Here is a 25,311-nt window from a genome sequence, read left to right as displayed (position 1 = left end):
TTTTTATTGGCAATCTTCACGTACAGGTGACTGGCCATTCACGATTTCTGAAAAGTTGATTGAACAATATATTGAACAATTTGAAGAGGTATACGATATTGAATTGTTACGTTTGCCGAAACGAATTTTTTCTTATTGGCTAGCAATTGTATTAGAACGTGCACCACAAAAAAGAGTGGAACTTTTAGATGAAATTAAACAGGTAGCTGATTCTGATAAAGCTTTTCCTTTAGTAAAAATGTGGCTGAAGAAGTGTAACTTATCGCTGCCTGAAGAAGAGATCTATTTTATATATCGAATTATCTACTCGTTTGGAGTGATTGATGGTAATCCTCGCTATGAAGTTAGTCATGCATTAGCACATAAATTGCATCATACTACGTCTTACCAAGCTGTATTGCTATTAAATAACCTCACGCAAAAAGACTATCAATTTCAATTGGATTTGTCAGATTCTGAATTAATTTTTAACTTTGTGGCATTCCACGAGCGAAGTCAATTCTTTTTCGGTAATACTGATTTATTTTTTAATCAGTCTTATATTAATGAAATTAAAAGACAAAATACGGAAATAGCCCAACTGATGGAGAACTTTCATCGAGATTTGCAAGAGCAGGCAACAAAAGAGGTCAAAGAAATTTTAAAAAATTGGGAACAACTTTTCTTAAACTATTACTATGTTTTAGATTATTATGATTTGTTGTTAAAGAAATTGACGCCCATTAAGATTTTAATTGCAGACGATTTACATCATACTCATCGATTATGGTTGATGAATAAAATAAAAAATTATTTTGGTAAAGCTTATCCCTTGGCTTTTTATGATTATGAAGTAGATGCATCTGAAGTCGATTTAGTGATTTCTAACTATTATTTTGATACAAAAGGAACGACTTTACTACTGATGAAAAATATACCAACAGAACGCAACTGGCGGAATTTAGAGAAAATTCTTTATAAAATAACCCATTGCAATGATAAATAAAGCTACTTTTTTGCGAGCTTTACATTTTAAATTAATAACATATCGACTACTATTAATTTTGTTTACTTACAAAAGCAACATTGGCTAACAGACAATTTTAGTCAGTTTAGAAACAGCGCTGAAGGATAATTGCCGGCGCTGTTTCTTTTATTTTTTTTCCAAATAGCGGATTTTTTTACACTAAAAAATGATTATTTTTCTTGCTATGCTAGTAATTGAAAGTATAGAAAGGAGCGGGTAGTAATGGTTGCATTTGGTATGGTAGTAATTAGTGTTAAATTAATAGGGATTGGCTTGTTTTGCTATTACGAACTAAAGGCTGAAAAAAATTGTAGTTAAGGAGTGTTGCTAATGCAATTAGAAAATATTTCAAAAACCATTGATAAAAAAGAAATTCTAACAAATATTTCAATTACTGTAGGACCAGGTGAAATTGTAGGTTTAATTGGTCCAAATGGTGCAGGTAAAACGACTACAATGAAAATCATGAGTGGGTTAATTGTTAATTTTCAAGGTAAAGTCGTTGGACAAGAACGGATTGGTGTTTTAATTGATGGACCTAAATATTTTCCAAATAGAACAGCAAGAGAAAATCTTAATTATTTTCGTGCTCTTTCAAAAGAGAGTTATTCAGTTGATTACGTAGAATCACTATTTGATATGAAAAATTACGGGAAAAAGAAAGTCAAAGATTTTTCTTTAGGTATGAAGCAGCGCTTAGGAATGGCGTTAGCTTTAATTAACAAAAATGAGCTACTTATTTTAGATGAACCAATGAACGGTTTAGATCCAGATGGCGTACAAGCGACCATTCAGACACTAAAGCACTTAGCAAAAGAGTTACATATAGGGATTGTCATTTCCAGTCATATTTTAGGGGATCTAGATAAGTTGTGCGATCGAGCGTATTTTATTAAAAATGGAGCAATTATTCAAACAGTCACTTTAGGAAAAGAAGTATCAGTCTATCAATTTACCTTTGATGAAGAAAACGAAGACAAAGTGAGTGAAATTAGTGCTCTTTTTGATGGCGTAGAACAAAGACATCCTCTTTGGTTAATTTCGGAAGCAGATTATCCGTTGTTCTTGAAAGAGTTGGTTTTAAACGACATCATTCCATTAGAAATGAAAAAACATGCACTAAATTTAGAAGATGTTTATTTTTCATTAGTAGAAGGGGAGTAAGAGATGAAAGTAAAAGCTGTGTTAAAACAAGATATTCAGCGCAGAATTTTTTGGTTTTCTGGAAGCTATCTCATTATGTTTGCCATTTTAGGGTTAGTTCCACCATTTTTAAATTATTTTTTTGGCGATATGTTTGATGTAAATGATTATATCAGTGCGATGAATTTTATTAACAGCTTGCTATTACCGATTTTAGTAGTGTCCTTTGTTGTTGACGATCAAGGCTCACGAATTAGTGATTATTATTTTAAAACGAGGCAAGGTCGCCATCTTTATTTGTTCTCGCTGTTGATTTGTGGACTATGTTTGGGCTTGTTAGCAGGATTTTTATTAATCGGTGTTTGTGCTCTTTTAAGCATGGTTCTTTCAGTAGCTGTTTCATGGAAAGTGTTGACTGTCCTAATAGCTTCTTATATATTGTTGCCGTTATTCTACTTAGTTTTAGGTATAACAATGTATTTATTCTTTCATATACAGGGAGTGACTTTAACGATCTTTAATTTAGTTTTTGTGATGATTGTTCCTATTTTAATAAATATTGGAGCATCAACTATCGGATGGGTCGTTCTTTTGCAGTCTCCTTTTTACATTTTAACATTTTTAGGGATGGGTTCAGGAACGATGGATGAATTATTTTATTGTTTAGTAAGCATACTAGTGTTATACGGAATAAATCATTGGAAAATACTACGAATTGATTTTTGAGTAAGGATAGTTCGATTTAAGATTTTAAAAGCATGTATCAGACGTATTTTAATGTCTGGTACATGCTTTTACTTAGTTATTCAATTGATTTTTCAACTCTTGTTGGACACGATTTAATTCTTGTTCATCCACACGTTGGTAGGAAACTCCATCTTGCATAAAACCAGTACCTTGAAGTTGGTCTTGTTTCACTTTACCAAAGGCACTACGATAATCTAAGGCAATTTTTTTCATGTCATCAAAACTTAAATCTGTCTTCATATTATCAGAAACAGCTGTTAAAATTTCTTGATAGTTGCTTACGCTGTTAAGACTTAAGACTTTTTGGACGATGCCTTCAATCACTTTTCTTTGACGTTCTTGGCGGCCGTAGTCACCATTAGGGTCTTCGTAACGCATTCTTGAATAGGAGAGTGCTTGTTCACCATCCAATGAAATTTTACCAATCGTAAAATCATATCCGTCTTGAGAAAAAGTCAGATTATTGTTCACTTCGATTCCGCCAACCGCGTTGACTAATTCTTTTAAACCAGCCATATTAATTGAAACATAATGATTAATAGGTATGTTTAAATAGTTTTCAACTGTGTCCATTGCTAAAGATGCGCCACCAAAAGCATAGGCGTGATTCAATTTATCTTGTTTTCCTTGACCTGGAATATCAACATAGGTATCGCGAGCAAGACTGACTAAGGTTGTTTGCTTGTCACGAGGATTAACTGTTGCAACAATTGTTGTATCCGAACGACCTTGCTCGACACGCCCATCATCGCCTGTATCAATCCCTAATAATAAAACAGAAAAAGGCTCCTTATTGTTTAAATTGACCTGACTTTTTTTAGATCGTTCTACTGTTTCATAGGTTTTATCCATTGATTTAGAAACATCCCAATAAAGTTTTGCTCCCATTCCAACAACTGCAAGAAATAGAACCAAGATAATTCCAAAGATAATGGCAAAAATTTTCTTCCCTTTTGACATATTTTTCCTCCAATAATTTATCACAGGTTGTGATTTTTTTCTTATAGGTTAATCTTACTAATTTTTAGTGAAGAAGTATATAATAATTGTTGAAAGACTATAAAACTTTAAGGTATTTTGCATTATTTTTGCTTAATCTTTTGAAATATCTCAATTCTATTAAAATATGCGAATTAGTATATTACACGTTTTCAAGGTGTTTCATTGTTGATTAATTAGAATTTTAGTGGTATTTTTGTATTTGTAATTAGTACAGATTTTAATCGGAGGTATAACAGTGAGTAAAAAAGGATCAGATATCATAGTAGAAAGTTTAATCAATCACGAAGTGCCCTATATTTTTGGGATTCCCGGTGCAAAAATTGATGGAGTTTTTGATGCATTAGTTGACAAAGGTCCAGAATTAATTTTAGCTCGACATGAACAAAATGCAGCCTTTATGGCACAAGGGATTGGTCGTTTGACGGGAGAGCCTGGCTTAGTTATTGCAACTAGTGGACCTGGTGCCAGCAATTTAGCAACTGGGTTAGTAACTGCGACTGCAGAAGGGGACCCTGTTTTAGCATTGGCTGGACAGGTGAAACGGTCCGATTTGTCAAAATTAACTCACCAAAGCATGAATAATGCTGCATTATTTAGTCCAATAACAAAATTCAGTACAGAAATTCAAGATCCAGAAACATTATCTGAAAATATTGCCAATGCTTACCGTATCGCCAAAACAGCGAAAAAAGGTGCAACATTCTTATCGATCCCACAAGATGTCACAGATAGTCCGGTGACAGGCGAAGCAATTAAGCCTTTGTCGGCTCCGAAACTGGGCCATGCATCAGCAGAAACAATCGCAGCTTTAGCTGAACGAATCAAGCAAGCGAAGTTACCTGTTTTACTTTTAGGAATGCGGGCCTCTGCACGAAAAGTTACCGCAGCCATTCGTGAATTGGTTGCTATAACTGGTTTGCCAGTCGTGGAAACGTTCCAAGGAGCAGGAATTATTTCAAAAGAATTAGAAGAACATTTCTTTGGGCGTGTTGGTTTATTTCGAAACCAACCTGGGGATCGTTTGTTAAAAAGAAGTGATTTAGTGATTGCGATTGGTTATGATCCAATTGAATATGAAGCACGTAATTGGAACGCAGAAAAAGATGCGCGCGTTATTGTCATTGATGAAGTTCAAATGGAAATTGACCAATATATGCAACCGGAAGAAGAGCTAATTGGTGATATGTCTAAAAATATTTTGAAATTATCAGAAGCATTTAGTGAACCAATACTAACAGAAGATGCGCAAGATTATTTAGAAACGCTTCAAGAAAAATTAACGATTAAAGAAGTAAAAACAAGTACAATTGAAAATCGATTACATCCATTAGAAATTGTTCAAACGCTTCAAGAAAAAACTACGAATGAAATGACAGTTACTGTTGACGTAGGGAGTCACTACATTTGGATGGCTCGCCACTTTAGAAGTTATGAACCGCGTCATTTATTATTTAGTAACGGTATGCAAACATTAGGTGTCGCTTTGCCTTGGGCAATCTCGGCTGCGCTGGTTCGTCCGAATACACAAATTATCTCTGTTTCTGGGGACGGCGGTTTCCTATTTTCAGCGCAAGAATTAGAAACAGCGGTTCGTTTAAAGCAAAATATCGTGCATATTATTTGGAATGATGGTAGTTATGATATGGTTAAATTCCAAGAAGAAATGAAATATAATCGATCCTCTGGCGTAGATTTTGGTCCAGTTGATTTTGTGAAGTATGCTGAAGCTTTTGGAGCCAAAGGGGTTCGAGTACATTCACAAGCAGAATTTGCCGCAGCTTTAGAAGAAGGAATGCAAACAGAAGGCCCAGTGATTATTGATGTTCCTGTGGATTATTCAGATAATCAAGAATTAGGTAAAACATTGTTACCAGATCAACTTTATTAGGAGATGGAAAAATGAGCGAACAATATGTTTATCAACATGGTACGCTAGGCGGTTTAATGGAAAGTTTGATGGCAGGAACGGCAGAAATTGGTACGTTACTCACGCAAGGTGATTTTGGAATTGGGACATTAGAAGGCTCAAATGGCGAAATTATTTTATTGGACGGTACATTGTATCATGCAAATCAAACTGGCGAAATTGCTATTCTAGAAGGCGAAGAATTAACGCCATATGCCGCAGTTACTCGTTTTCAAGAAGATGGCGCATTCCCTGTATCAACAGAAACCGATGAAAATATTAAAGCACAAATTTTAGAAAAAATTAGTCCTAATTTTTTTGCGGCAATTAAAATTAGCGGTCTTTTTGCGAAGATGCATGTCCGTGTGGCACCTAAACAAGAAAAACCGTATCCACCATTTGTAGAAGCCGCACGCAATCAACCTGAATTTACAGCGGAGAATATTCAGGGAACAGTTGTAGGGTTCTTTACACCTAAATTATTTCATGGTGCCTCTGCCGCAGGGTTTCATTTGCACTTTATCAGTGAGGATCACCAATTTGGTGGGCACATTCTTGATTTTGGCATTAAACAAGGGACTGTTTCGTGGATGGAAGCAGCAGAATTGCGGCAGCATTTTCCAGTTCATGATGCTGATTATCGGAATAAAGAAATTGATATTGCAAAAGCTTTGTCTGCAATTGAAGAAGCGGAATAACTGAATAACAAGGCACATTTCTCCACGCCCATTCAAGTTGACCTAGTTAGTCAACTTGAATGGGCTTATTGCTGTTCGTCGCTTTTTGTTGTTATTTTTCAAAAAAAAAATAGTATCCTTTTTATAATAAGCAAATAACAATTGGAAAGGATGGCGTAATGGACACACTTTATAGAAGTTGGCAATTATCTGGTTGGCTCTATCATGATATTTTTGTCATCATTGTAGCAATTATTTTTATAGTAATTAGTGGTATTTTGGTTATTTCCTTAATAAGAAGGCGGAGTACAAGGAGACTGGTTCCCTATGCGTTAATTTTGTTGGTTTATCTTGCAGTGGTACATTTTGCTGGTTTAATCTTTTTCGGAATGTTTCGTTCAGTAACGATTGAAGAGAAAAGTGCGACGTTTTATTCTGAAAAAACGAAAGGATTAACTTCTATCGAGCGAATGATTATCCCAAATGGACGAACGAATGGCATTAGCACTAGTAACTCATTGTTTCAAGTGATTTCTGTTAATAGTCAGACGGGCGAACGAATGTGGAGTAAACGTTTAGGCTGGCGTGATTATTTAATTGGTCAAACAGATCAATATGTGGTTTTGAATAATGCTGATAACGAGGCCATTTACTTACTAGATACAAAAACAGGGAAAAAACAGTTTTCTGAAGCGGATTTAGTGAAGAAATTCCCTGAATTAAAAGACTGTTTAAGCTCTGATTTCGTTGATTATCGTTTTATGGATAATCGCTATCTCTATATTTATGGATTAAACAATCGATATTATCAATTAGATTTGAAAAATTGGCAGTTAAAACAAGACCCAACTTTCAAAGAAGTCTTTCAAACACAAGAAGCGCCTAAATGGACGGTAGATTCAAATGAGAGTCAAATTGGTCAAGAGCTGTCATCGGAAGAGCGTACAACAGTGCAAGGAAAACTAGAAGAGCAACTAATAGCACCAGTTTTATTAGGCAAGAAAGATGAAGCAAATTATTATGTTCTGTCATACAAGAAAAGACAAAGTAATCAAGCGATAGTTGGCTTATACAATTGGCAGAAAAAAACATACGAGTGGCAAACACCGTTGCTTTTAACTAAAGAAAATGTACCTATTGAAGCTTTTCAAGTAGAGGATGCGTTATTCATTAAAGTCCCGCGTTATTTATACAAAATTAACCTGAATAATGGTAATCAAGAGTATCAGTTTGATTACCGTTGGGGCCAAGTGATTCGTTAAACGAAAAGTGGTAAAGCATGCTTAGACAAATAGAAGGAGCAAATAGTCCTTATGATATAAAAAAACGCTTAGAAGAGTAGTGATTCCGCTAGTTTTCTAAGCGTTTTTTTTATTTTATGCAGGTCCAGAGATTAAATTCCAGATAATCGAACCTGTATATACGCCAGGAAATAATTGTGAAACAGGGGTTTGGATTGCAAGAGAAATATCGGTCATGCGGCCGCTCCACATTCCTTGTCCTTTTCTATCACCAGCGTTACTCATTAAAGTGGCACCGTTACCGATAATAATTGGGTTGGTCGGGAAGTCGGGTGCAGCAGGATCTTCTGAAAAATCCAGTCCATACATTGTATTTGTCATAAAGAAACGCCTTAACGTTTTGTCATAGCGAGCATAGCCGCCTGTTAATTGAAACGTAATGATGCCTAGTAAAGAATGAGCTTCGTTTCGCATGTGTGGGATTTCAGCAGTGACATGCCAACCAGTTAAGGCTCCGCGAACATCCCCCATCCCGAAGTGTCTCATTGTATGAGTATTGCCTTCAGAAGGTCGTATAGGAACTGCCGTTAAATCACCAGAAATCGCTTGGGTTTCAAAAGTAAATTCTTTCGGAATAAAGAGCAAGTCAAAACTAGTGTTAGGATTTTCTAAATCAGGATCAATGGCATCGTCAACCGATTCATCACCAGGCAGCCCTCCAATTTCTAGTTCAACTGAAACAGGCGTTTTTCCAGAACGGGTGGCAAAAGAAACCGATGGGTCAAAACTAAAGAGACTGAATACTAGCAACAAGGCTGCAAGTGATTGATAAGTGAGTAGATTTTTTTGCTTCAAGAAAGTTCCTCCTTTAGGTGCTGATAATATAAGTATACGCAAAAGGAGCTGTTTTTATTTATCAGTAATTTACAGGAAATTCGAAAATATTGAGACAGATAGTTTTTAATATTAGTTGAGAAAGGTGAGTCGACAATTTTTACTTGTTGATTCTGTCTTTTTTGAGCACCATTCGTTATATCAAGCATGCTAAAATATAAAAGAAATCATCAGGTATCACTAATGAAAAGGGAGAGGAGGAGAAAACTTTGAGTAAGTGTTTGGGGTTGTTGGTGATTTTATTTGTATTAACTGGCTGTTCAGGAAGTAGGAATTCGCAACAGGAAGTCGTTATAGAAAAGTCTGCTAATAATGACAAAGCAAGACAATTTGTTGATCAAAAAAATCCGCATTTAGGAACGCAATTAGAAGCAGAATCTTATACTAAACAGGAAGCGATTGAATTTTTACAAAATGGTTTAGGGATACCAACGAATGACTCGGCGTTTCATTATACGTTTAAGCAGTCAAATAAAGGAAGTTATGTTGTTCAAATTATATCTGAAAAGAATAGTGTCTCAAAAGAGAATGAATTGTTCGGATATTATCAGGTGTATCAAGATGGTATTATAGTGAAAATGATGGAAAAGGATCAAACGTTCCAAGAAAATTAAGTGATAAATAAAAAAGTTGACAAAAAACACAAACAGTCTTGTTTGTGTTTTTTTGTTTAATGTTCGTGTTTTATTTTTTAATAACCTTTTCCGAAAAAATATACGAACGTTCGGGTTTGAAAACGAACAAAAAGATGAAAATGTGTTGAAATATACGTTTTCCTTGCGTATACTGATGAAGTGAAAAAACGAACGAGGAGTGTACGAATGAACAAGAAAGTTCCGTATTTAATTGTGGCACCGGGGCTAGTACTATTATTATTTTTCTTAATGATTCCATTAATTACTAGCATTTTGCCAACCATTTTTACTGATCATGGCTTGACACTAAATCAGTATGTTACTTTTTTTAAAGATGACTATAATGTTTCAATTTTCTGGCGAACGATAAGAGTTTCGTTAATTGTGACGGGTATTTCAATTGTGTTGGGCATTCCAACGGCATACTTTATTGCTGGAGTTTCCAAAAAATGGCGTGGCTTTTTAATGGCTATGACCTTGTTTCCACTATTAACCAATTCAGTTATTCGAAGTTTTGCTTGGATTAACATTTTAGGAAAAAACGGTGTAGTGAATACGTTGTTATTAAAAACAGGCTTAATTGAGCAACCGCTGAATTTATTGTATACAGAATTTGCAATTATTATCGGTTCAGTGTATTTATTTTTACCAACAATGATTATGACCTTAGTTGGGGTTATGGAAAACATTGAAGGAGAAATGCTAGAAGCGGCTGAGACGCTAGGCGCCAATCCAATGACGGCTTTTCGGAAAATTGTTTTACCTTTATCAATTCCAGGCACCATTGTAGGAAGTATATTAGTGTTTACAGGAACTTTAACGGCTTATACGACGCCACAGCTATTAGGTGGTAACCAAAAAATGATGATGTCGACCTTCTTATATCAAAAGGCTAATACTTTAGGTGATTGGCAATCGGCGAGTGTTCTTGCATTTATTATGATTTTAACAACATTAATTGTGATGAAAGGCCTAGACATGGTCGCTAAGAAAGTAGATCGGAGAGAAGCAAATCATGCGTAAGCAAAAAGGACTATCTGTTATTGCAATTCTAGTTTTTCTGTTTTTATTTTTACCATTATGTTTGATTGTGGTGACTTCTTTTGGAACAGCCGCAGCGATTCAATTTCCGATTAAAGGCTTTACTTTAGATTGGTACGCCAAAGCCTTACAATCGGAAACGTTTATGGACAGTTTTAAGTTAAGCTTGTTGATTGGGGTATTAGCGACTGTTTTAGCATTAATAGTAGGGATTCCGGCTTCCTATGCGCTGGCTCGTTATTCCGTTCGCGGGCGCAACTTTATTAAAAGCTTTTTCTTATCCCCAACTGTGATTCCAGGAATTGTGGTCGGGTATACGTTATTTCAATATATTGTTATTAAATTAGGTTTGCCTGTCTTTCAAGGATTATTAATGGGGCATTTTTTAATTAGTTTGCCTTATATTATTCGAGTGGTTGGGTCAAGTATGGAACAACTAGATTATTCAATGGAAGAAGTAGCTTGGACATTAGGTTGTACAAGATTGCGAGCTTTTATTCAAATTGTTTTACCCAATGTGTCTTCAGGAATTTTTGCAGCCTTTATGTTAGCATTTGTCAATTCGTTTAACAATGTTCCTGTATCGATGTTTTTATCAGGTCCCGGTGTGACGATGCTGCCTACTTCTTTATTAAGTTATATGGAATACAATTATGATCCAACTGTTTCAGCAATTTCTGTATTGTTGATGCTACTAACAATGGGCTTAATGTTTTTAATTGAAAAAACGTTGGGACTAGCTTCCATTGCCTAAAACATGGAAGAAGCACGAGATAGAAAGAGGAGAAAATTTTGACTTTTGTGGATTTAAAAGATATTCGCGTCAGCTATGACGGAAAACAAGATATTTTAAAAGATTTAAATATTTCAATGGAAAAAGGAGAGTTAGTTTCTTTATTAGGACCGAGTGGTTGTGGTAAAACGACTACGCTAAGAGTGATTGCTGGATTAATTAAGCCAAACGACGGACAGTTTTTCGTTGACCAAGAAGAACTAACAAAGGTTCCTGTCCATAAAAGAAACTTCGGGATGGTTTTTCAAAGCTATGCGTTATTTCCCCATTTAACGATTGCAGAAAATGTCGCTTTTGGGCTGAAATTACGCAAAGAAAGCAAACAAACCATGGACCAAAAAGTCACGGAAATGCTAAAAGTATGTGGTTTAGAAAGCTTGGGCGACCGTTATCCAAAACAATTATCTGGTGGTCAAAGACAGCGGGTTGCGCTAGCACGTGCTCTGATTATTGAACCTAAACTATTACTACTAGATGAACCGTTGAGTAATTTAGATGCAAAATTGCGAGTGGCAATGCGGATTGAAATCAAACGGATTCAACAACAATTAGGCATTACGACAGTTTTTGTCACACATGACCAAGAAGAATGTTTTTCTATTTCAGATAAAGTGGCCATTATGAATAATGGCGTGATTGAACAATATGATTCACCAGAAACGATTTATCGTTTGCCTCGTACTAAGTTTGTTGCAGAATTTATCGGTTTTGAAAACTTTTTCTCTGTCGAAAAAATGGAAGCCGGTCATTATCGGACACAAACAAATCAAATAGTGAAAACGACTAATCCTGAACCAAATGTTACAACGACGGTGGCAACGATTCGTCCAGGGGACATTGAGATTGTTTCAGAAGCTGCTACTAATACTGTCGCAGGTACTGTCGCTGTCCGAACATTTTTAGGGAAAAGCTATCAATATGAAGTGGAAACAGCGTTAGGTACATTGCTGGTTAATGGAACAAGTGAACAGTTATATGAAACAAACGAAACCATTCACTTGGCTTTTCCAGCTGAGAAATTAGTTATTTTAGAAAAATAAAAACCATTTTGGAGGAAGATTTAAAAATGAAAAAACGCGTAATTTTAGGGACATTAGTCGCTGCAACGTTATTAATGACTGCTTGTGGAAACAGCGAAGCAACTACGAAAAGCGAGAGCAAAGGTGGAAGTAATGCTTTAGTCGTTTCAACTTTCGGATTAAGTGAAGATATTGTCAAAAAAGACATTATCGCTCCATTTGAAAAAGAGAATGAAGCGAAAGTTACCTTAGAAGTAGGCAATAGCGCAGACCGCTTTACGAAATTAAAAAATAATCCCAATGCGGGAATTGATGTCATTGAATTAGCACAAGCAAATGCAGCACAAGGTGGAAAAGAAGGGTTATTTGAAAAAATTACAGAAAAAGAAGTACCTAATTTAAGTCAGTTAACGCCGGGAGCAAAAGAGGTTTTTGAAAGTGGTGCTGGCGTACCAATCGCTGTAAACAGTATCGGGATTGTTTACAACAAAGAAAAATTAGGCAAAGAAATTAAAAACTGGGATGACTTATGGTCAGCTGATTTGAAAGGTAAAATTTCTGTTCCAGACGTTGCCACGACGGCAGGTCCTTTAATGTTATACGTTGCCAGTGAACATGCTGGTCAAGATATTACAAAAGATAACGGGAAGGCCGCTTTTGAAGCGATGAAAGAATTAAAACCAAACGTTGTTAAAACGTATTCAAAATCGTCAGACTTAGCTAATATGTTCCAATCTGGTGAAATTGAAGCAGCTGTGGTTGCTGATTTTGCGGTTGATATTATTCAAGGCGCAGCAGAAAACGTGACGTATGTCGTCCCAGAAAGCGGCACGTATGCCAACTATAATACAGTCAATATTCCTAAAAAAGCACAAAACAAAGAAACCGCCTTTAAATTTGTTAACGCACGGATTAGTGAAGAATCACAAAAGGCCAAAGCGATTTCATTAAATGAAGGACCTACAAATCAACAAGTAACGTTAAGCGAAAAAGAAGCGAAAAATAAAACATATGGTGCCATTGCCGAACGTGCCAAAACAGTCGATTTTAATTTTATTAATAGTCAACTAGCGGATTGGATTGATCAATGGAATCGGACGATGAATCAATAGTTTTAGAAAAGAGGGACAAAATGAACGTCGATGTATTACTAAAAAATGTGTGGCTGTATCAAACAGTCACTCAAACATTCGTTCAACGAAATGTTGCGATTAAAAATGATAAATTTTATTACATTTATGAAGAAGAGAACGTCAATTTGCAGCCCCAAAAAACAATTAATGCCGAGAATCAATGGATGATTCCCGGCTTAATTGATGCACACATGCATATTGAAAGTTCCATGACGACACCTACTATTTTTTCCAAAGCAGTAGTGCGTTACGGTGTGACAACGGTGATTGCCGATGCCCATGAAATGGCTAACGTATTTGGCTTAGAAGGCTTAAAAGCTTTTATGGCCGCTGAAACAGAACTAGATATCTTTCACGCAATTCCTTCCTCGGTTCCTTCGACCACTCCCGAATTAGAAACAACTGGTGGGATTATCGGCTTAGCAGAAGTAGCAGAATTACTCAAAGAACCAAAAGTGATTTGTTTAGGGGAAGCCATGAATTTTAAAGGGATTTCCTATGAGCCAGATTCTTTAATTCGTCAAATTATCGATTTGTGCCAAAAACAACGACCAACCATGCCTTTAGAAGGCCACTGTCCTAAAATCGAAGATCAAGAGTTAGCAGATTTTCTATATAGTGGTATCACTTCAGATCATACCCATCAATTTCCTAAAACGTTAAAAGAAAAAATTGAAGCGGGCGTCTTTATTCAATTTCAAAATAAATCAATCACTCCTGAAAACATTCAGGTGATAGTAGACAATGACTTCTACAATTATGCAAGTATTATCACGGATGACGTGATGGCTGATGATTTGCTAAAAGGTCATCTAAATGAAAATGTCAAAAAAGCCGTTCATGCAGGGTTACCTATCGAGAAAGCCATTTATATGGCAACTTATACGCCAGCCAAACGAATGGGTCTCCATGATCGCGGCGAAATTGCACCTGGTAAAAAAGCTGACTTTTTGTTATTAAATGACTTAGAAAGTTTTGATATTAATACGGTTTATAAATCTGGAAAGGTCGTTTTTGAAAAAGGCGAGCCCTTCCATTATCCAGAAAAAATCGAAGAGTTTCCAGCCGCTTATCAACAAACCATCCAATGTAAAAAGTTAACAGAAGAAGATTTACTTTTAAAGGTGGCTACAACAAAAGAAACAGTTCGTTGTAATGTGATTCAAAAACAAGAAATTGGCACATTTACAGAACGAATTACAAAAGAAATTCCTGTTGAAAATGGATTGTTGCAATGGCAAAAAGCCAACTGCGCCTTATTAATTGTGATGGAACGTTACGGAAAAAATGGTAATATTTCTTTTTCTTTAATGGATCAACCTCTTTCCGAGAAAGGAGCCATTGCGACAACCTGGGCCCATGATCATCATAATTTAATGGTGATGGGTAATACGATTGAGGATATTCTGTTAGCGCAGAATGAATTATTAGCGATGCAAGGCGGCTATTTGGTTGCTTCGGATCAGCAAGTGATGGCAACTTGTCCTTTACCAATTGGTGGGATTTTATCGCAAGCACCGATTGAACAATTAGGCGCTTCTTTACAAAAAGTCCGACAAGCTATGCAAGCGTTAGGTTATCAAAATATGAATGAAATCATGTCCTTTTCTACACTATCATTACCTGTCTCGCCAGCCATTAAAGTGACAGATTTTGGGATGATGGATACGAAGTCACAACGTTTCTATCCATTAGTTTTTCCAGAGGATGGAGTTCTTTTTCATGAAAACACTCATTAAAAATGTGCATATACTAACAATGGATGAGCAATTTTCAGAAATCAAAGCCGGCTATTTAGTGATTGAAGAAGACACAATTGTGGAATTAGCATCAATGACCACACTTGATGAAAAGCGAGTGGCTGCAAATCAAGTAATCGATGGCCAAAATGGAATTTTAATACCTGGGATGATTAACACCCATACCCATGTAGGCATGATTCCGTTTCGTTCGTTAGGAGACGATGTGCCAGATCGACTCCGGCGTTTTCTTTTTCCATTAGAACAATTCATGACAAAAGAATTAGTAGGATGCAGTAGTGATTATGCAATTGCTGAAATGTTACTGAGTGGTATTACGAGCTTTTGTGATATGTATTATTTTGAAGATGAAATTGCTAAAAGTTGTGAAAAAATGAGTGTTCGTGCTTTGCTCGGAGAGACGATCATTGATATGCCCACTTGTGATAGTCCAGAGCCTTCAGGCGGTCTTTTTTACGCGGAAACCTTTATTCGCAAGTGGCAAGGCCATCCGTTGATTACGCCTATACTTGCGCCACATGCACCGAATACCAATTCACCAGAAGTGTTGGCAAAAATTATTGAACTTAGTCGGCAATACCAAGTTCCTGTGACCATGCACGTTGCTGAAATGACTTATGAAATGGCTGAGTTTGAAAAAGCCTATCAAAAAACACCAATTGCTTTCTTAGAAGAACTGGGTTATTTGAGCGAGCCGTTTATTTTAGCGCATTGTATTTTGGCAACAGATGAAGATCTTGCGAGTTTAGCTGCTACTAATGGAAAAGCGCGTGTCGCTCATTGTATTGGTGCGAATACTAAATCAGCCAAAGGCGTAGCGCCGATTAAGCAAATGCTTGATCAAGGGATTATTGTCGGTTTAGGCGCGGATGGACCTAGTAGTGGGAATACATTAGATTTATTCACCCAAATGCGTATGGTTGCGAATTTTCATAAGACAGCACACCAAGATCGCTCTTTGTTTCCTGCTAAAGAAATTGTTTATCTGGCAACGATGGGGGGCGCTAAAACGTTAGGCTTGGCGGAGCAAGTCGGCTCATTGGAAGTGGGCAAAAAAGCGGATATAACATTAATTGAAACGCAATCAGTTAATATGTTTCCGATTTTTGATGCCTATTCAGCGTTGGTTTATTCAGCAAATGCTAGCAATGTTGAAGCCGTTTGGGTGAACGGTCAACAGTTAGTTGCCAATAAAGAATTACAACAAGCTAATCTCAAAGAAATCAAGGAAAAATTATATCAGGCCATGAATACGTTTGTGAAAGAAGCTAAAAAAAGAGCAGCTCTCTAAACAGAACAAGTAGGACGTATCGGATTGATTAAATAACGCTGGATTGACGTTTAGTGATTCAGGTTCTAATAGAGCGCAGACAAACTTTTAATGAAAGAGTTGCCTGTGTTCTTTTTTGTTATAAACATTTTTCTTTTTCTATATATATTTTTAAGGTAAGTTGTATTATAGTAAGTTTGAGAAGATGAGAATGAGAGGAAAAGCAATGAATATACAACGGTTTATAGAAAAACGCAAAGCACGTGGTTTGTCGCAAAGTGAATTAGCTAAAGGGATTTGTACGCAAGTTACGGTTAGTCGCTTTGAAAAGAATGGTCAAGTCCCAACTTTAAAAATATTGATCCAACTATGTAATCGTTTAGAGCTACCTTTGGGGGAACTCTTCCCGCGCGTAGGGATTAAACAACCTGAAATTCTTGAAAAAATGGAAGAAGCAGAATTCTTCTTGATTACCAGCGAACATGACCAATTGCAAACAATTTTAAAAAATATTCCTTTTGATGAAATCAAAGATTCCCAACTGTTATTAGAATATTATTATTTACAAGGCTTTGTCATGATTTTTCAAAATGCTTCGTTGATGGATTGCTTATTTACCTTTGAAAAACTTCTGTTTGAAGAGCAAAAATACACGAGCGATATTTACCGTTTGTTAGCTTTTACTGGAATTGGCATGGCCTATGCCAAAGAAGGCGAAATTGAGAAAGCCGAATTTTATTTCAATAAGGTCTTCAAGGAAATTTATCTCTATACTATTCAATCAATGGAAGATACTTGGCGAGTATTAAATGTTGTCTTTCACTGTGGTGTTTTTTATGCAGAAAAAGGCGATTTAGAAACAAGTGATGCTTTGTTAGAGTATGCGATTTCCATCTGTTCTGATAATCACGTCACGTATTACTTGGCAAGAGCAGCTTTCCAACTTGCGAAAAATGCCTTAGCTGAAGAAAAGCCGCAAGAGCAAATTTTAGAACTACTACAAGATGCCCGCGCGTATGCAAAAATCAATAAAAACCGCATCTTGTTGGAAGCAATTCAAACATTGAAAGAAACAATTTTATCTAAGAATAATTAGTTTATATAGAAAATTATATATTTATTTTCAAAATATAATAAAAAAAGCGTTTTTTAAAAGAGTTCAAGACATGTTACGACCTTAAATGAAAATTTTAAGGTCGTTATTTTATATAAAAAAATATATAAACGACTTGACTGGCATCAAATAAAGGCGTATGATTCATTTGTGAATAAATGTGAAATAAAACACAATCTTTCGTGGAGAGGAAGTCTTGAGGTGCAACAAAGTCAAACTATTTATTTGATGGGCACAGTAATAGATGTATTTGTAGACCATGAAGAACCTGAAAAAATTCTAGAAGAAGTGCATCAACGATTGATCACTTATGAACAACGCTTTAGTGCAAATGATTCAACTTCGGAACTGATGGCTGTCAATCAACAAGCTGGGCAAAAACCAGTCAGCGTTCATCCAGAGTTGTATCAATTAATTGCATTAGGGAAAAAACATAGTTGTGATCCAGCTAGTCATTTGAATGTTACCATTGGCCCGTTAGTTCAAACATGGCGAATCGGTTTTAAAGATGCCCGTGTCCCGTCAGAAGAGGAAATTAAAGCCTGTTTGAAAAAAATTAATCCAGAAAAGATTCACTTAAATCCCTTAAAACAAACGGTTTTTTTGGAAGAAGAAGGAATGAAATTAGATCTGGGGGCTTTAGCAAAAGGCTATATCGCTGATTTACTAATTGCCTATTTGAAAGAAGTCCATGTGACGTCTGCTTTGATTAATCTGGGCGGTAATATTGTGACGTTGGGGCCCTCTATGCATCAAAACAAAAAATGGCGAATTGGTATTCGCAATCCGCAAGAATCCAGAGAAACAATCAGCTTACTTGTCGAAGTGGCTAATCAATCGGTTGTGACGTCGGGCATTTATGAAAGAAGTTTAACCGAAGCTGGGCGAGTCTATCACCATTTGTTGGATCCGACAACCGGATACCCATTGGAAACTGAAATGGCCAGCATCACAATTATCTCGGATGCTTCAGTGGATGGTGAGATTTGGACAACGCGTTTATTTGGTTATCCAATTCCAGAAGCGCTTGAAATCCTCAATCAACTAGATGGGATTGAAGGAGTCATCATTACACAAGACCAGCAAATTTTATATAGCAGCGGGTTAGCAGATACTCTTCACATTATCCATTCATAGAACCGAAAAAGAAAGGACAGCTCATTATGAAAAAAATTATCGGCTTAGTAGGAACGAACTCAGAGCAATCAACCAATCGTCAACTTTTGCAATTTATGCAACACTATTTTGCGCAGGAGGCTGACATTGAACTAGTTGAAATTGTTGACTTTCCTATGTTTAACAAGCCAGAAGACAAAGCTTTGCCAGAAATAGTTAAAACGGTTGCTGAAAAAATTGAAGCAGCAGATGGCGTCATTATCAGTACGCCTGAATATGACCATGCGGTGCCGGCTTCTTTGATGAATGCCCTAAGTTGGTTATCTTACGGGATTTTTCCGTTTGTTGATAAACCAGTTATGATTACTGGTGCATCCTATGGCACGTTAGGTTCCTCTAGAGCACAAGCGCATCTACGTCAAATTTTAGATGCTCCTGAATTGAAAGCACGAATTATGCCAAGCTCTGAATTTCTATTAGCGCATTCCTTACAAGCTTTTGATGAAAACAATGCGTTAAAAGATTCAGAACAAATAGATAAACTAGCTGGTTTGTTTGCAGATTTTTGTGTATTTATTGAAATTACAGAACAGCTGAAACATGCGCATGCGCAAAATAAAAAAGAAGCAGAAAATTTCTCATGGGAAACGATTTAACGAAATGGAGTGAATAAAATGAAATTAATTGGGATCGTCGGATCAAACGCTGATTCTTCTTATAATCGGTTACTACTGCAATATATTGGCAAAGAGTTTTATAAAATGTTCGACTTGGAAATTTTAGAAATTAAAGATATTCCAATGTTTAATCAAAGTAAGGATCAAACGAACAGTGTCTTGATTCAGAATATGAATCGCAAAATTTTACAAGCAGACGGCGTAATTATTGCGACGCCCGAACATAACCATACCATTCCTGCCGGTTTGAAAAGTGTGTTAGAATGGTTATCATTCAAAATTCATCCGCTGGAAAATAAACCAGTAATGATTGTTGGTTGCTCTTATTATGATCAAGGAACCTCGCGTGCGCAATTACATCTCCGTCAAATTCTTGATGCACCTGGTGTCAATGCAATCGTGATGCCTGGGAACGAGTTTTTATTAGGGAAAGCTAAAGAAGCATTTGATGAAAACGGCAACTTAATTGCGGAGGGAACACGTCAATTTTTAGAAAGCACATTACAAAAATTCGTGGAATTCATTGATGTGATTTCAAAATTAGAAGGGGCTAAGCCAAAAGACTTACCTGAGGATTTACATGCAAAAGGAACCATTGAAACAACGATCGAAGGGGTTGATATGGCAGCAGATGATTGGGTAGAACAAGCAGCAGAAGTGGTTCAGGCTGTGGAAGGCGACACATATGTAAAATTAGATCGAGGCATTTTAACCGTAGATCAGCTAAATTATTTCTTAAAATCAATGCCAATGGAATTGACTTATGCAGACAGTAACAATCAATTTTTATATTACAATAAAAAAATGGCTGCTGAAGAAATGTTTGCTAAACGGCAACCAGGACAAGTTGGTAATCCATTAGCGAATTGCCATCCGCCAAAAGCATTGAAAAATGTAGAATGGGTGATTCAACAATTACGGTCAGGAAAAACAGATGCTATTCGCGTTCATGTTCCAATGCACGGACCAGATACCTATGTAGTGCATAACTATCAAGCGATGTATGATGATAATGGAAATTACGCGGGAATTAATGAGTATATTTTAGACTTTAAACCAATTGTTGATTGGTATTTAAAACAAACTGGGCAAGAATTAGTCGGTGGAAAAAACGTCGATGCAGTCAGTGGTGCCTCCAAAAAAGAAGCGCCAGAAACAGCAGATAGTGTCTCAAGTGCATCAGTCCATGAAGAAGAGTCAGCGACCGAAAAGCCAACAGTTGACAGCGTTTCTAGCGCTTCAATTAAAGAGTAAAATAACAGCAAAAAATAGCGGCAACAAGTAGTCATACTGTATTCAGATTAGCAATGCCAAATGAGGACTTTTATTGACAGAAGCTGATACTTAAAAGAGTAAGAACTTTATAGGAAGATAGTATAGAAGACGAACCAAAAGTTTCAATCATTTTTGACGAATAGGCTAGAAAAGAAACAGAAAATTAGTCAAACAAATCAGCTTTTCTTTAAATTTAAAGTAAAAAAATAACAAAAAAAGCCTCCTTGGTGACGCAAGGGGGCTTTTTTTGGTTAAAATAATACTTTTCTATGAAGATTCCTAAATATTGAAAGAATCATTTTTAAATTTGTGGAAAAAATAAGCAAGATTGACACTCACGTCTTGTTAAAAAAATAGATACTTAAGGCGTGATAGTTTGGAGTTGAAAATGTGACTACTTTGTTAGATGAATTATTAGACCAAGAATTCCGAGATAAATTACTTATTTATCAAACTTTTATGAATAGTGAAGGTCCATTATTAAAAGAAGAATTTTATGGATATTTTGATTTATCCACTCAAAAGTTAGAATCGTTGTGCCGTCAAATAAATTATGAATGTACACAGATTTCTTCAAGGAGTCAAATTCTTTTTCCAGCTAAAGGACTGATTAGTGCGCAAAAATTATCGCAAATTGATTATCAAGCCTTAAGAAAATATTATTTTGATCAATCACTAATGGCCAAGTTGCTTCTTGATGTGGGCCTCTATCAAAAGCACACGATTCAAGAATTTTCTCAAATTCATTTTATGAGCAAAAGCAAAATTTATGCCTTCTCGTATAAACTAAATCTGATTTTAGCTAATTGGCGTATTAAATTAAAGTCAACAGGCTTGGTTGGAGAAGAGAAAAATATCCGAAGTTTTTGTTTTCAATGCTTGTATTATTTTTATGGAAGTAATCAAGAAAGGCTGCCTAACATTTTGCTGGAAAATAGTCCTGGCATTAAACAATTTATAAACGATCTACAATTGATGTATCAAAGAACGTTTAGTCTTAATCAAAGCGCACAACTATTTATTCTTTTAACGATTCAACGTTTTCGTGTATTTTCTGATCATGTAGTGGACTCTTTTACGGAAGTTCATGTGCCTAGCTGTTTACAGCATGCGTTTGAAAAAATTTATACAAGCGAAACCCCTCTTTTTAAAGAGGATTTTGGCAAAGAGACTTCATATATTTTTCTTTTTTTAAGTTTAAATGAATACATTGATAGTCCGATTGTTTTTCCAGATAAGTTAACCATGTTAGACGAATTTATTGATCATATGAATAGTGTTATTCCTTTCTTTGAAAAGCGAATTACGGTGGAAACAAAAGAAAAATTAAAGTTGATTTGTTATCGCTGGGACCGCCTATACTTTTCAGTGGCTGCATTTATTCCCGCCAAGCAGAGCAGTTTCTTTGAAGAGCGGTTTCCTCAAATTCATCGCGCCTTAGATGGTTTTATACAAAAGACAGAGTCGCTGTATCAAAAACGATTTTTAATGTATGAACGCGTGCATCTATACTATGATTTTATGTTTTGTTTGTTAAATGATCGGTCTTTTTGCGCAATTGAAAAAACGATTCATGTATTTGTTGATTTTTCTGGTGGGGAGGATTATAACCGCTTTATTGCAAAAATTATTGCTTCTTTCAATTATATGGATGTCATGATTGATCACAAATTAACCTTAGAAACCGATTTGTATTTGTCCGATTTTTATAGTTCGAAAGTACGGTGTCGTCAATTGACATGGCGTCATTTGCCGGAAACAAAAGATTGGCAAGTATTTGCTGAGGTGGTCAGAGAACTAAGAAAGGGAGAGACTCAGAAAAATGAGCACTATGAGAGAGACCCAATCGAGATGTGGCGAGAACAAGAATACGAAGGATAGTCAATTGAGACAAGCAGTTAACTATAAAGACTTAACTGGTCAAAAGTTTGGTGAGTTGACAGTAGTAGCACCAACGGCAAAAAGAAAAGAAGGGCTGATTGTTTGGGCCTGTCGCTGTTCTTGTGGGAGCTATACAGAAGCTTCAAGAAGACAACTAATTCGTGGGTATCGAACCAAATGTGCGCACCATCGCTATCAAACAATGTTGAAAAAAAACTATCATGAATTAGTCGTGGTACGGATCGAAAGTATTCAACAGACAATGAAAGCATATTGTCTGTGTTCGTGCGGACAATCTTGCTGGGTTCGCTGTGAAAATTTGTTGAATGGCCATACCAAAAGTTGCGGTCATCGTAAAAAGAAGGATTACCGACAAAGAGTTGCTGGTGTAATTCCAGGGAAGTTACAAAGTAAACGCCCCAAAAATAATAGCAGCGGACACAAAGGAGTGAGCCAAACCGCTTCTGGGAAATGGCTGGCTTATATCTCTTTGAAAGGCAAGCGCCATAACTTAGGTATCTTTACGAAAAAAAGTGAAGCAATTTTAGCAAGAAAATTAGCAGAGCGTCGTCTATTTCAACCAATTTTACAACAAGAAATAGTGACTACAAATAAGGAAGTTTAGCAACAGAGAGGATGCGAAAGATGTTAGCAGGCTTATTTTCAGTAACTGGAATGATTTTATTGGGGATTTTATTTTGCTTAATTGGTTATCAAACGTTTCGAAAACATCATCATTAAGAGAAGAATGTTCTAGCTAGATAATTTCATCGACAAATGAAATTATCTAGCTTTTTTTATAAAAAAGCTAAGAAAAGGATAAGAGATTGTGGAAATTCTTTAGGTTGTTTAACAAAGCCTTAATTTCCTTTGTTTTAGATTGTGGTTAAGAAGATTCTTCTCTATACTAAGTCTTCGGAAATCAAAGAAAAGAAAGGAGCGAGTGATGTGGTTAAAAAAATTGGTTTAAGTATAATGCTCTTATTTTTTTTCTTAATTATCGCACTCCCAATCTATGCATGGAAGATTGAGCCGAATTTAGTTCACGTTAATCAGGTGACTTTGGGAAAGAAAAATCAACGAGAACCATTAAATGTTGTGCAACTTTCGGATATACAAGTTTCAGAATTTTATGAGACGAAGCGGTTAGATAAAGTCATAAAAAAAGTCAATCGTGAAAAACCAGATATTATCGTTTTTACAGGTGATTTATTTGACAATTATGCCAAAAATCCGCAACAAAAAGAACCGATGATTGAAAAATTAAAACAGTTGCAAGCGACAATTGGAAAATATGCAGTTTGGGGAAATCATGATTATGGTGGCGGTGCTTCTGCGGTGTATGATGAAGTCATGGAGGCCAGTGGCTTTACCGTTATGAAAAACCAAGGAGAAACAGTAACCCTAGCAGATGGACGCCGTCTTTTTATTGGTGGTTTAGATGACTCGTTATTAGGAAATCCTTCCGTTTCAGAAACATTATCCTATCGAGAAACGTATGACTATGCGTTATTAATGACCCATGAACCAGATGTCGCGGATGCATTTATTGGTACGGGTACACAGTTAGTTTTAGCAGGACATAGCCATGGCGGACAAATTTGGATTCCTTTTTATCCAATCACAAATGTTTTAGCTGAAAAGTATACCAGAGGATTGTATCAGTTGGACCAAGAAACGCAACTATATGTTAATACAGGCTTAGGGACGACCGCCATTCATGCCCGTTTTGGGGTGATCCCTGAAATTACACATTTTACTATCTATATTTAAAAAGTCTGGTCAATCCGACCAGACTTTTTTCTGTTATTTAACAGAATTATTTTTAAGAAAAAGATGTTCATATTTTGGTGAAACGTTTCTATAAAATGCTTTAAAATATCTAGAAAAGAGTATTTTTATGGAAAAAGAAGCAGGGAAAATAATTTCTTTATAAATGGTCTATAGCGCTTTTTAATGCTGTTATTTTTAAATAAAACCATAATGTAAGGGTTTACAACCGTTTGAAGTGAATGTATAATCTGTTTGTAGAAACGTTTCACTAAAAAGAAAGGAACCCTGCTTATGAAAAAACTAAAAAAGTTTTATGATCAGCGGCAATTGCATTGGATGGTACTTCCGGGTGTAGCATTCATGATTGTCTTTAACTATATTCCAATTTATGGAATTATCATTGCTTTTAAAAATTATACGATTGTTGATACGGTTTCTTCTGCACCATGGGTTGGACTTGAAAATTTTCGAATCATTATGGAAGATAGTTTTTTTTGGGAAGCAGTTCGTAATACCTTAGCGATTAGTTTAATGAAACTTTTTTTAGGATTCGCTATTCCGATTATCTTAGCGGTAATGATTTTTGAAATGAGAGATGGACATTTAAAAAAAGTGATTCAGACGATTTCTTATATTCCGCACTTTTTTTCTTGGATCGTTTTAGGCGGGATGTTGATTTCGTGGCTTTCAACAAATGGCTTTATCAACCAAGTCATGATGTCGTTAGGCTTAATGAATCAGGGCGTCAATCATTTGTTAGATCCTGATAAGTATTGGTGGATTGCTGTTCTTTCTGATTTGTGGAAAGAAGTAGGTTGGGGCACGATTCTCTATCTTGCTGGTATGTCTCGCATTGATCCAACGTTTTATGAAGCCGCGAGAATTGATGGTGCTTCAAAATTAACACAAATCCGAACGATTACTTTGCCCTTATTAGCGCCGATTATTTCGTTGAACTTAATTCTAAATGTTAGCGGTTTATTGGGATCGAACTTAGATCAAACGTTGGTTTTAATGAATGCTCAAAACCAAAACAAATCAGAAGTAATTAATTCATTTGTTTATCGTATGGGGCTAACGCAAGGGGACTTTTCTTATGCGACGGCAGTTGGTTTAGGGATTTCTGTTATTTCAATTGTTTTATTAGTCATTACAGATCGCATTACTAGAAAAATGAACAATGGTCGGTCGGTTATTTTATAAAGGAG

Annotated in this window: 23 protein-coding genes; 21 read left to right on the top strand and 2 right to left on the bottom strand. The window is 36.0% G+C overall.

What is annotated here, in order from left to right; genetic code table 11:
* The 3 genes from KQI94_RS02595 to KQI94_RS02585 all read left to right on the top strand — a co-directional run.
* A partial coding sequence (locus KQI94_RS02595) for a DNA-binding protein (protein ID WP_216454311.1) occupies positions 1-985 on the top strand: 985 nt, incomplete at its 5' end.
* 351 nt (positions 986-1,336) lie between these two features.
* Positions 1,337-2,170, top strand: a complete 834-nt coding sequence (locus KQI94_RS02590) for an ABC transporter ATP-binding protein (protein WP_002390117.1) — start codon at positions 1,337-1,339, stop codon at positions 2,168-2,170.
* 3 nt (positions 2,171-2,173) lie between these two features.
* Positions 2,174-2,875, top strand: coding sequence for a hypothetical protein (locus tag KQI94_RS02585; RefSeq protein ID WP_002369575.1), 702 nt, complete (start codon positions 2,174-2,176; stop codon positions 2,873-2,875).
* Between the two features lie 72 nt (positions 2,876-2,947).
* Here the strand turns inward: KQI94_RS02585 and KQI94_RS02580 are convergent, their stop codons facing one another.
* Positions 2,948-3,856, bottom strand: a complete 909-nt coding sequence (locus tag KQI94_RS02580; RefSeq protein WP_002390119.1) for an LCP family protein — start codon at positions 3,854-3,856, stop codon at positions 2,948-2,950.
* A gap of 277 nt (positions 3,857-4,133) precedes the next feature.
* On the opposite strand from KQI94_RS02580, the gene alsS reads away from it, so the two are divergent.
* The 3 genes from alsS to KQI94_RS02565 all read left to right on the top strand — a co-directional run bounded on the left by alsS (position 4,134) and on the right by KQI94_RS02565 (position 7,743).
* Positions 4,134-5,786, top strand: a complete 1,653-nt coding sequence (alsS, locus tag KQI94_RS02575; protein WP_002357923.1) for an acetolactate synthase AlsS — start codon at positions 4,134-4,136, stop codon at positions 5,784-5,786.
* Between the two features lie 11 nt (positions 5,787-5,797).
* Positions 5,798-6,502, top strand: a complete 705-nt coding sequence (budA, locus tag KQI94_RS02570) for an acetolactate decarboxylase (protein WP_002369572.1) — start codon at positions 5,798-5,800, stop codon at positions 6,500-6,502.
* 158 nt (positions 6,503-6,660) lie between these two features.
* A complete protein-coding gene (locus KQI94_RS02565; RefSeq protein ID WP_002369571.1) occupies positions 6,661-7,743 on the top strand; it encodes a PA2928 family protein in 1,083 nt (360 codons plus the stop codon).
* A 114-nt stretch (positions 7,744-7,857) separates the two neighbouring features.
* Here KQI94_RS02565 and KQI94_RS02560 read toward each other — a convergent pair whose 3' ends face one another.
* Positions 7,858-8,619, bottom strand: a complete 762-nt coding sequence (locus tag KQI94_RS02560; protein WP_002369570.1) for a WxL domain-containing protein — start codon at positions 8,617-8,619, stop codon at positions 7,858-7,860.
* Positions 8,620-8,825: 206 nt separating this feature from the next.
* On the opposite strand from KQI94_RS02560, the gene KQI94_RS02555 reads away from it, so the two are divergent.
* The 15 genes from KQI94_RS02555 (at position 8,826) to KQI94_RS02485 (ending at position 25,306) form a co-directional block, all read left to right on the top strand.
* Positions 8,826-9,230, top strand: a complete 405-nt coding sequence (locus tag KQI94_RS02555; RefSeq protein WP_002369569.1) for a hypothetical protein — start codon at positions 8,826-8,828, stop codon at positions 9,228-9,230.
* A 207-nt stretch (positions 9,231-9,437) separates the two neighbouring features.
* Positions 9,438-10,274, top strand: a complete 837-nt coding sequence (locus tag KQI94_RS02550) for an ABC transporter permease (RefSeq protein ID WP_002382189.1) — start codon at positions 9,438-9,440, stop codon at positions 10,272-10,274.
* Positions 10,267-11,046 carry an ABC transporter permease gene (locus tag KQI94_RS02545; RefSeq protein WP_002357916.1) on the top strand — a complete coding sequence of 260 codons (780 nt, stop codon included), beginning with the start codon at positions 10,267-10,269 and terminating at the stop codon, positions 11,044-11,046. The genes KQI94_RS02550 and KQI94_RS02545 overlap by 8 nt, the downstream gene beginning before the upstream one ends.
* A 38-nt stretch (positions 11,047-11,084) precedes the next feature.
* On the top strand, positions 11,085-12,125 hold the full coding sequence (locus tag KQI94_RS02540) for an ABC transporter ATP-binding protein (protein WP_216454310.1): 1,041 nt from the start codon (positions 11,085-11,087) through the stop codon (positions 12,123-12,125).
* A gap of 26 nt (positions 12,126-12,151) precedes the next feature.
* Positions 12,152-13,216, top strand: a complete 1,065-nt coding sequence (locus tag KQI94_RS02535; RefSeq protein WP_002357914.1) for an ABC transporter substrate-binding protein — start codon at positions 12,152-12,154, stop codon at positions 13,214-13,216.
* Positions 13,192-14,976 (top strand): adenine deaminase C-terminal domain-containing protein, encoded by a 1,785-nt coding sequence (locus KQI94_RS02530; RefSeq protein ID WP_002390123.1) that lies wholly within the window; start codon positions 13,192-13,194, stop codon positions 14,974-14,976. Before KQI94_RS02535 ends, KQI94_RS02530 begins: the two co-directional genes overlap by 25 nt.
* A complete protein-coding gene (locus KQI94_RS02525; RefSeq protein ID WP_025186778.1) occupies positions 14,960-16,288 on the top strand; it encodes an amidohydrolase in 1,329 nt (442 codons plus the stop codon). Before KQI94_RS02530 ends, KQI94_RS02525 begins: the two co-directional genes overlap by 17 nt.
* A 184-nt stretch (positions 16,289-16,472) precedes the next feature.
* Entirely contained in the window at positions 16,473-17,363 is an 891-nt protein-coding gene (locus KQI94_RS02520; protein WP_002382193.1) for a helix-turn-helix transcriptional regulator, read from the top strand.
* Positions 17,364-17,582: 219 nt separating this feature from the next.
* Positions 17,583-18,518 carry an FAD:protein FMN transferase gene (locus KQI94_RS02515; RefSeq protein ID WP_002369563.1) on the top strand — a complete coding sequence of 312 codons (936 nt, stop codon included), beginning with the start codon at positions 17,583-17,585 and terminating at the stop codon, positions 18,516-18,518.
* A 26-nt stretch (positions 18,519-18,544) separates the two neighbouring features.
* Entirely contained in the window at positions 18,545-19,153 is a 609-nt protein-coding gene (locus tag KQI94_RS02510; RefSeq protein WP_002363762.1) for an NADPH-dependent FMN reductase, read from the top strand.
* An 18-nt stretch (positions 19,154-19,171) separates the two neighbouring features.
* The gene (locus KQI94_RS02505; protein ID WP_002369562.1) at positions 19,172-20,428 is read left to right on the top strand and encodes an NADPH-dependent oxidoreductase; all 1,257 of its coding nucleotides are present in this window, start codon (positions 19,172-19,174) and stop codon (positions 20,426-20,428) included.
* Positions 20,429-20,839: 411 nt separating this feature from the next.
* Positions 20,840-22,330: a helix-turn-helix domain-containing protein gene (locus KQI94_RS02500; protein ID WP_002363764.1), complete on the top strand. Its 1,491-nt coding sequence runs from the start codon at positions 20,840-20,842 to the stop codon at positions 22,328-22,330.
* Positions 22,281-22,955, top strand: a complete 675-nt coding sequence (locus tag KQI94_RS02495) for an AP2 domain-containing protein (protein ID WP_002390125.1) — start codon at positions 22,281-22,283, stop codon at positions 22,953-22,955. Before KQI94_RS02500 ends, KQI94_RS02495 begins: the two co-directional genes overlap by 50 nt.
* 257 nt (positions 22,956-23,212) lie before the next feature.
* Positions 23,213-24,103 carry a metallophosphoesterase gene (locus tag KQI94_RS02490; RefSeq protein WP_002390126.1) on the top strand — a complete coding sequence of 297 codons (891 nt, stop codon included), beginning with the start codon at positions 23,213-23,215 and terminating at the stop codon, positions 24,101-24,103.
* A gap of 291 nt (positions 24,104-24,394) precedes the next feature.
* Positions 24,395-25,306 (top strand): ABC transporter permease subunit, encoded by a 912-nt coding sequence (locus KQI94_RS02485; RefSeq protein WP_002382199.1) that lies wholly within the window; start codon positions 24,395-24,397, stop codon positions 25,304-25,306.
* Positions 25,307-25,311 lie beyond the last annotated feature (5 nt).

It is taken from the genome of Enterococcus sp. S183_ASV_20 (assembly GCF_018919685.1).
Lineage (GTDB): Bacteria > Bacillota > Bacilli > Lactobacillales > Enterococcaceae > Enterococcus > Enterococcus faecalis.
This window is presented reverse-complemented; position numbering and strand designations above follow the sequence as displayed.

What these genes read in the sequence shown, in the direction of transcription:
- KQI94_RS02590 (WP_002390117.1), top strand. Translation starts at nt 1,337, where the DNA reads ATGCAATTAGAAAATATTTCAAAAACCATTGATAAAAAAGAAATTCTA.
- KQI94_RS02585 (WP_002369575.1), top strand. Translation starts at nt 2,174, where the DNA reads ATGAAAGTAAAAGCTGTGTTAAAACAAGATATTCAGCGCAGAATTTTT.
- KQI94_RS02580 (WP_002390119.1), bottom strand. Translation starts at nt 3,856, where the DNA reads ATGTCAAAAGGGAAGAAAATTTTTGCCATTATCTTTGGAATTATCTTG.
- budA (WP_002369572.1), top strand. Translation starts at nt 5,798, where the DNA reads ATGAGCGAACAATATGTTTATCAACATGGTACGCTAGGCGGTTTAATG.
- KQI94_RS02565 (WP_002369571.1), top strand. Translation starts at nt 6,661, where the DNA reads ATGGACACACTTTATAGAAGTTGGCAATTATCTGGTTGGCTCTATCAT.
- KQI94_RS02550 (WP_002382189.1), top strand. Translation starts at nt 9,438, where the DNA reads ATGAACAAGAAAGTTCCGTATTTAATTGTGGCACCGGGGCTAGTACTA.
- KQI94_RS02545 (WP_002357916.1), top strand. Translation starts at nt 10,267, where the DNA reads ATGCGTAAGCAAAAAGGACTATCTGTTATTGCAATTCTAGTTTTTCTG.
- KQI94_RS02535 (WP_002357914.1), top strand. Translation starts at nt 12,152, where the DNA reads ATGAAAAAACGCGTAATTTTAGGGACATTAGTCGCTGCAACGTTATTA.
- KQI94_RS02530 (WP_002390123.1), top strand. Translation starts at nt 13,192, where the DNA reads ATGGAATCGGACGATGAATCAATAGTTTTAGAAAAGAGGGACAAAATG.
- KQI94_RS02525 (WP_025186778.1), top strand. Translation starts at nt 14,960, where the DNA reads ATGAAAACACTCATTAAAAATGTGCATATACTAACAATGGATGAGCAA.
- KQI94_RS02520 (WP_002382193.1), top strand. Translation starts at nt 16,473, where the DNA reads ATGAGAATGAGAGGAAAAGCAATGAATATACAACGGTTTATAGAAAAA.
- KQI94_RS02510 (WP_002363762.1), top strand. Translation starts at nt 18,545, where the DNA reads ATGAAAAAAATTATCGGCTTAGTAGGAACGAACTCAGAGCAATCAACC.
- KQI94_RS02505 (WP_002369562.1), top strand. Translation starts at nt 19,172, where the DNA reads ATGAAATTAATTGGGATCGTCGGATCAAACGCTGATTCTTCTTATAAT.
- KQI94_RS02495 (WP_002390125.1), top strand. Translation starts at nt 22,281, where the DNA reads ATGAGAGAGACCCAATCGAGATGTGGCGAGAACAAGAATACGAAGGAT.
- KQI94_RS02485 (WP_002382199.1), top strand. Translation starts at nt 24,395, where the DNA reads ATGAAAAAACTAAAAAAGTTTTATGATCAGCGGCAATTGCATTGGATG.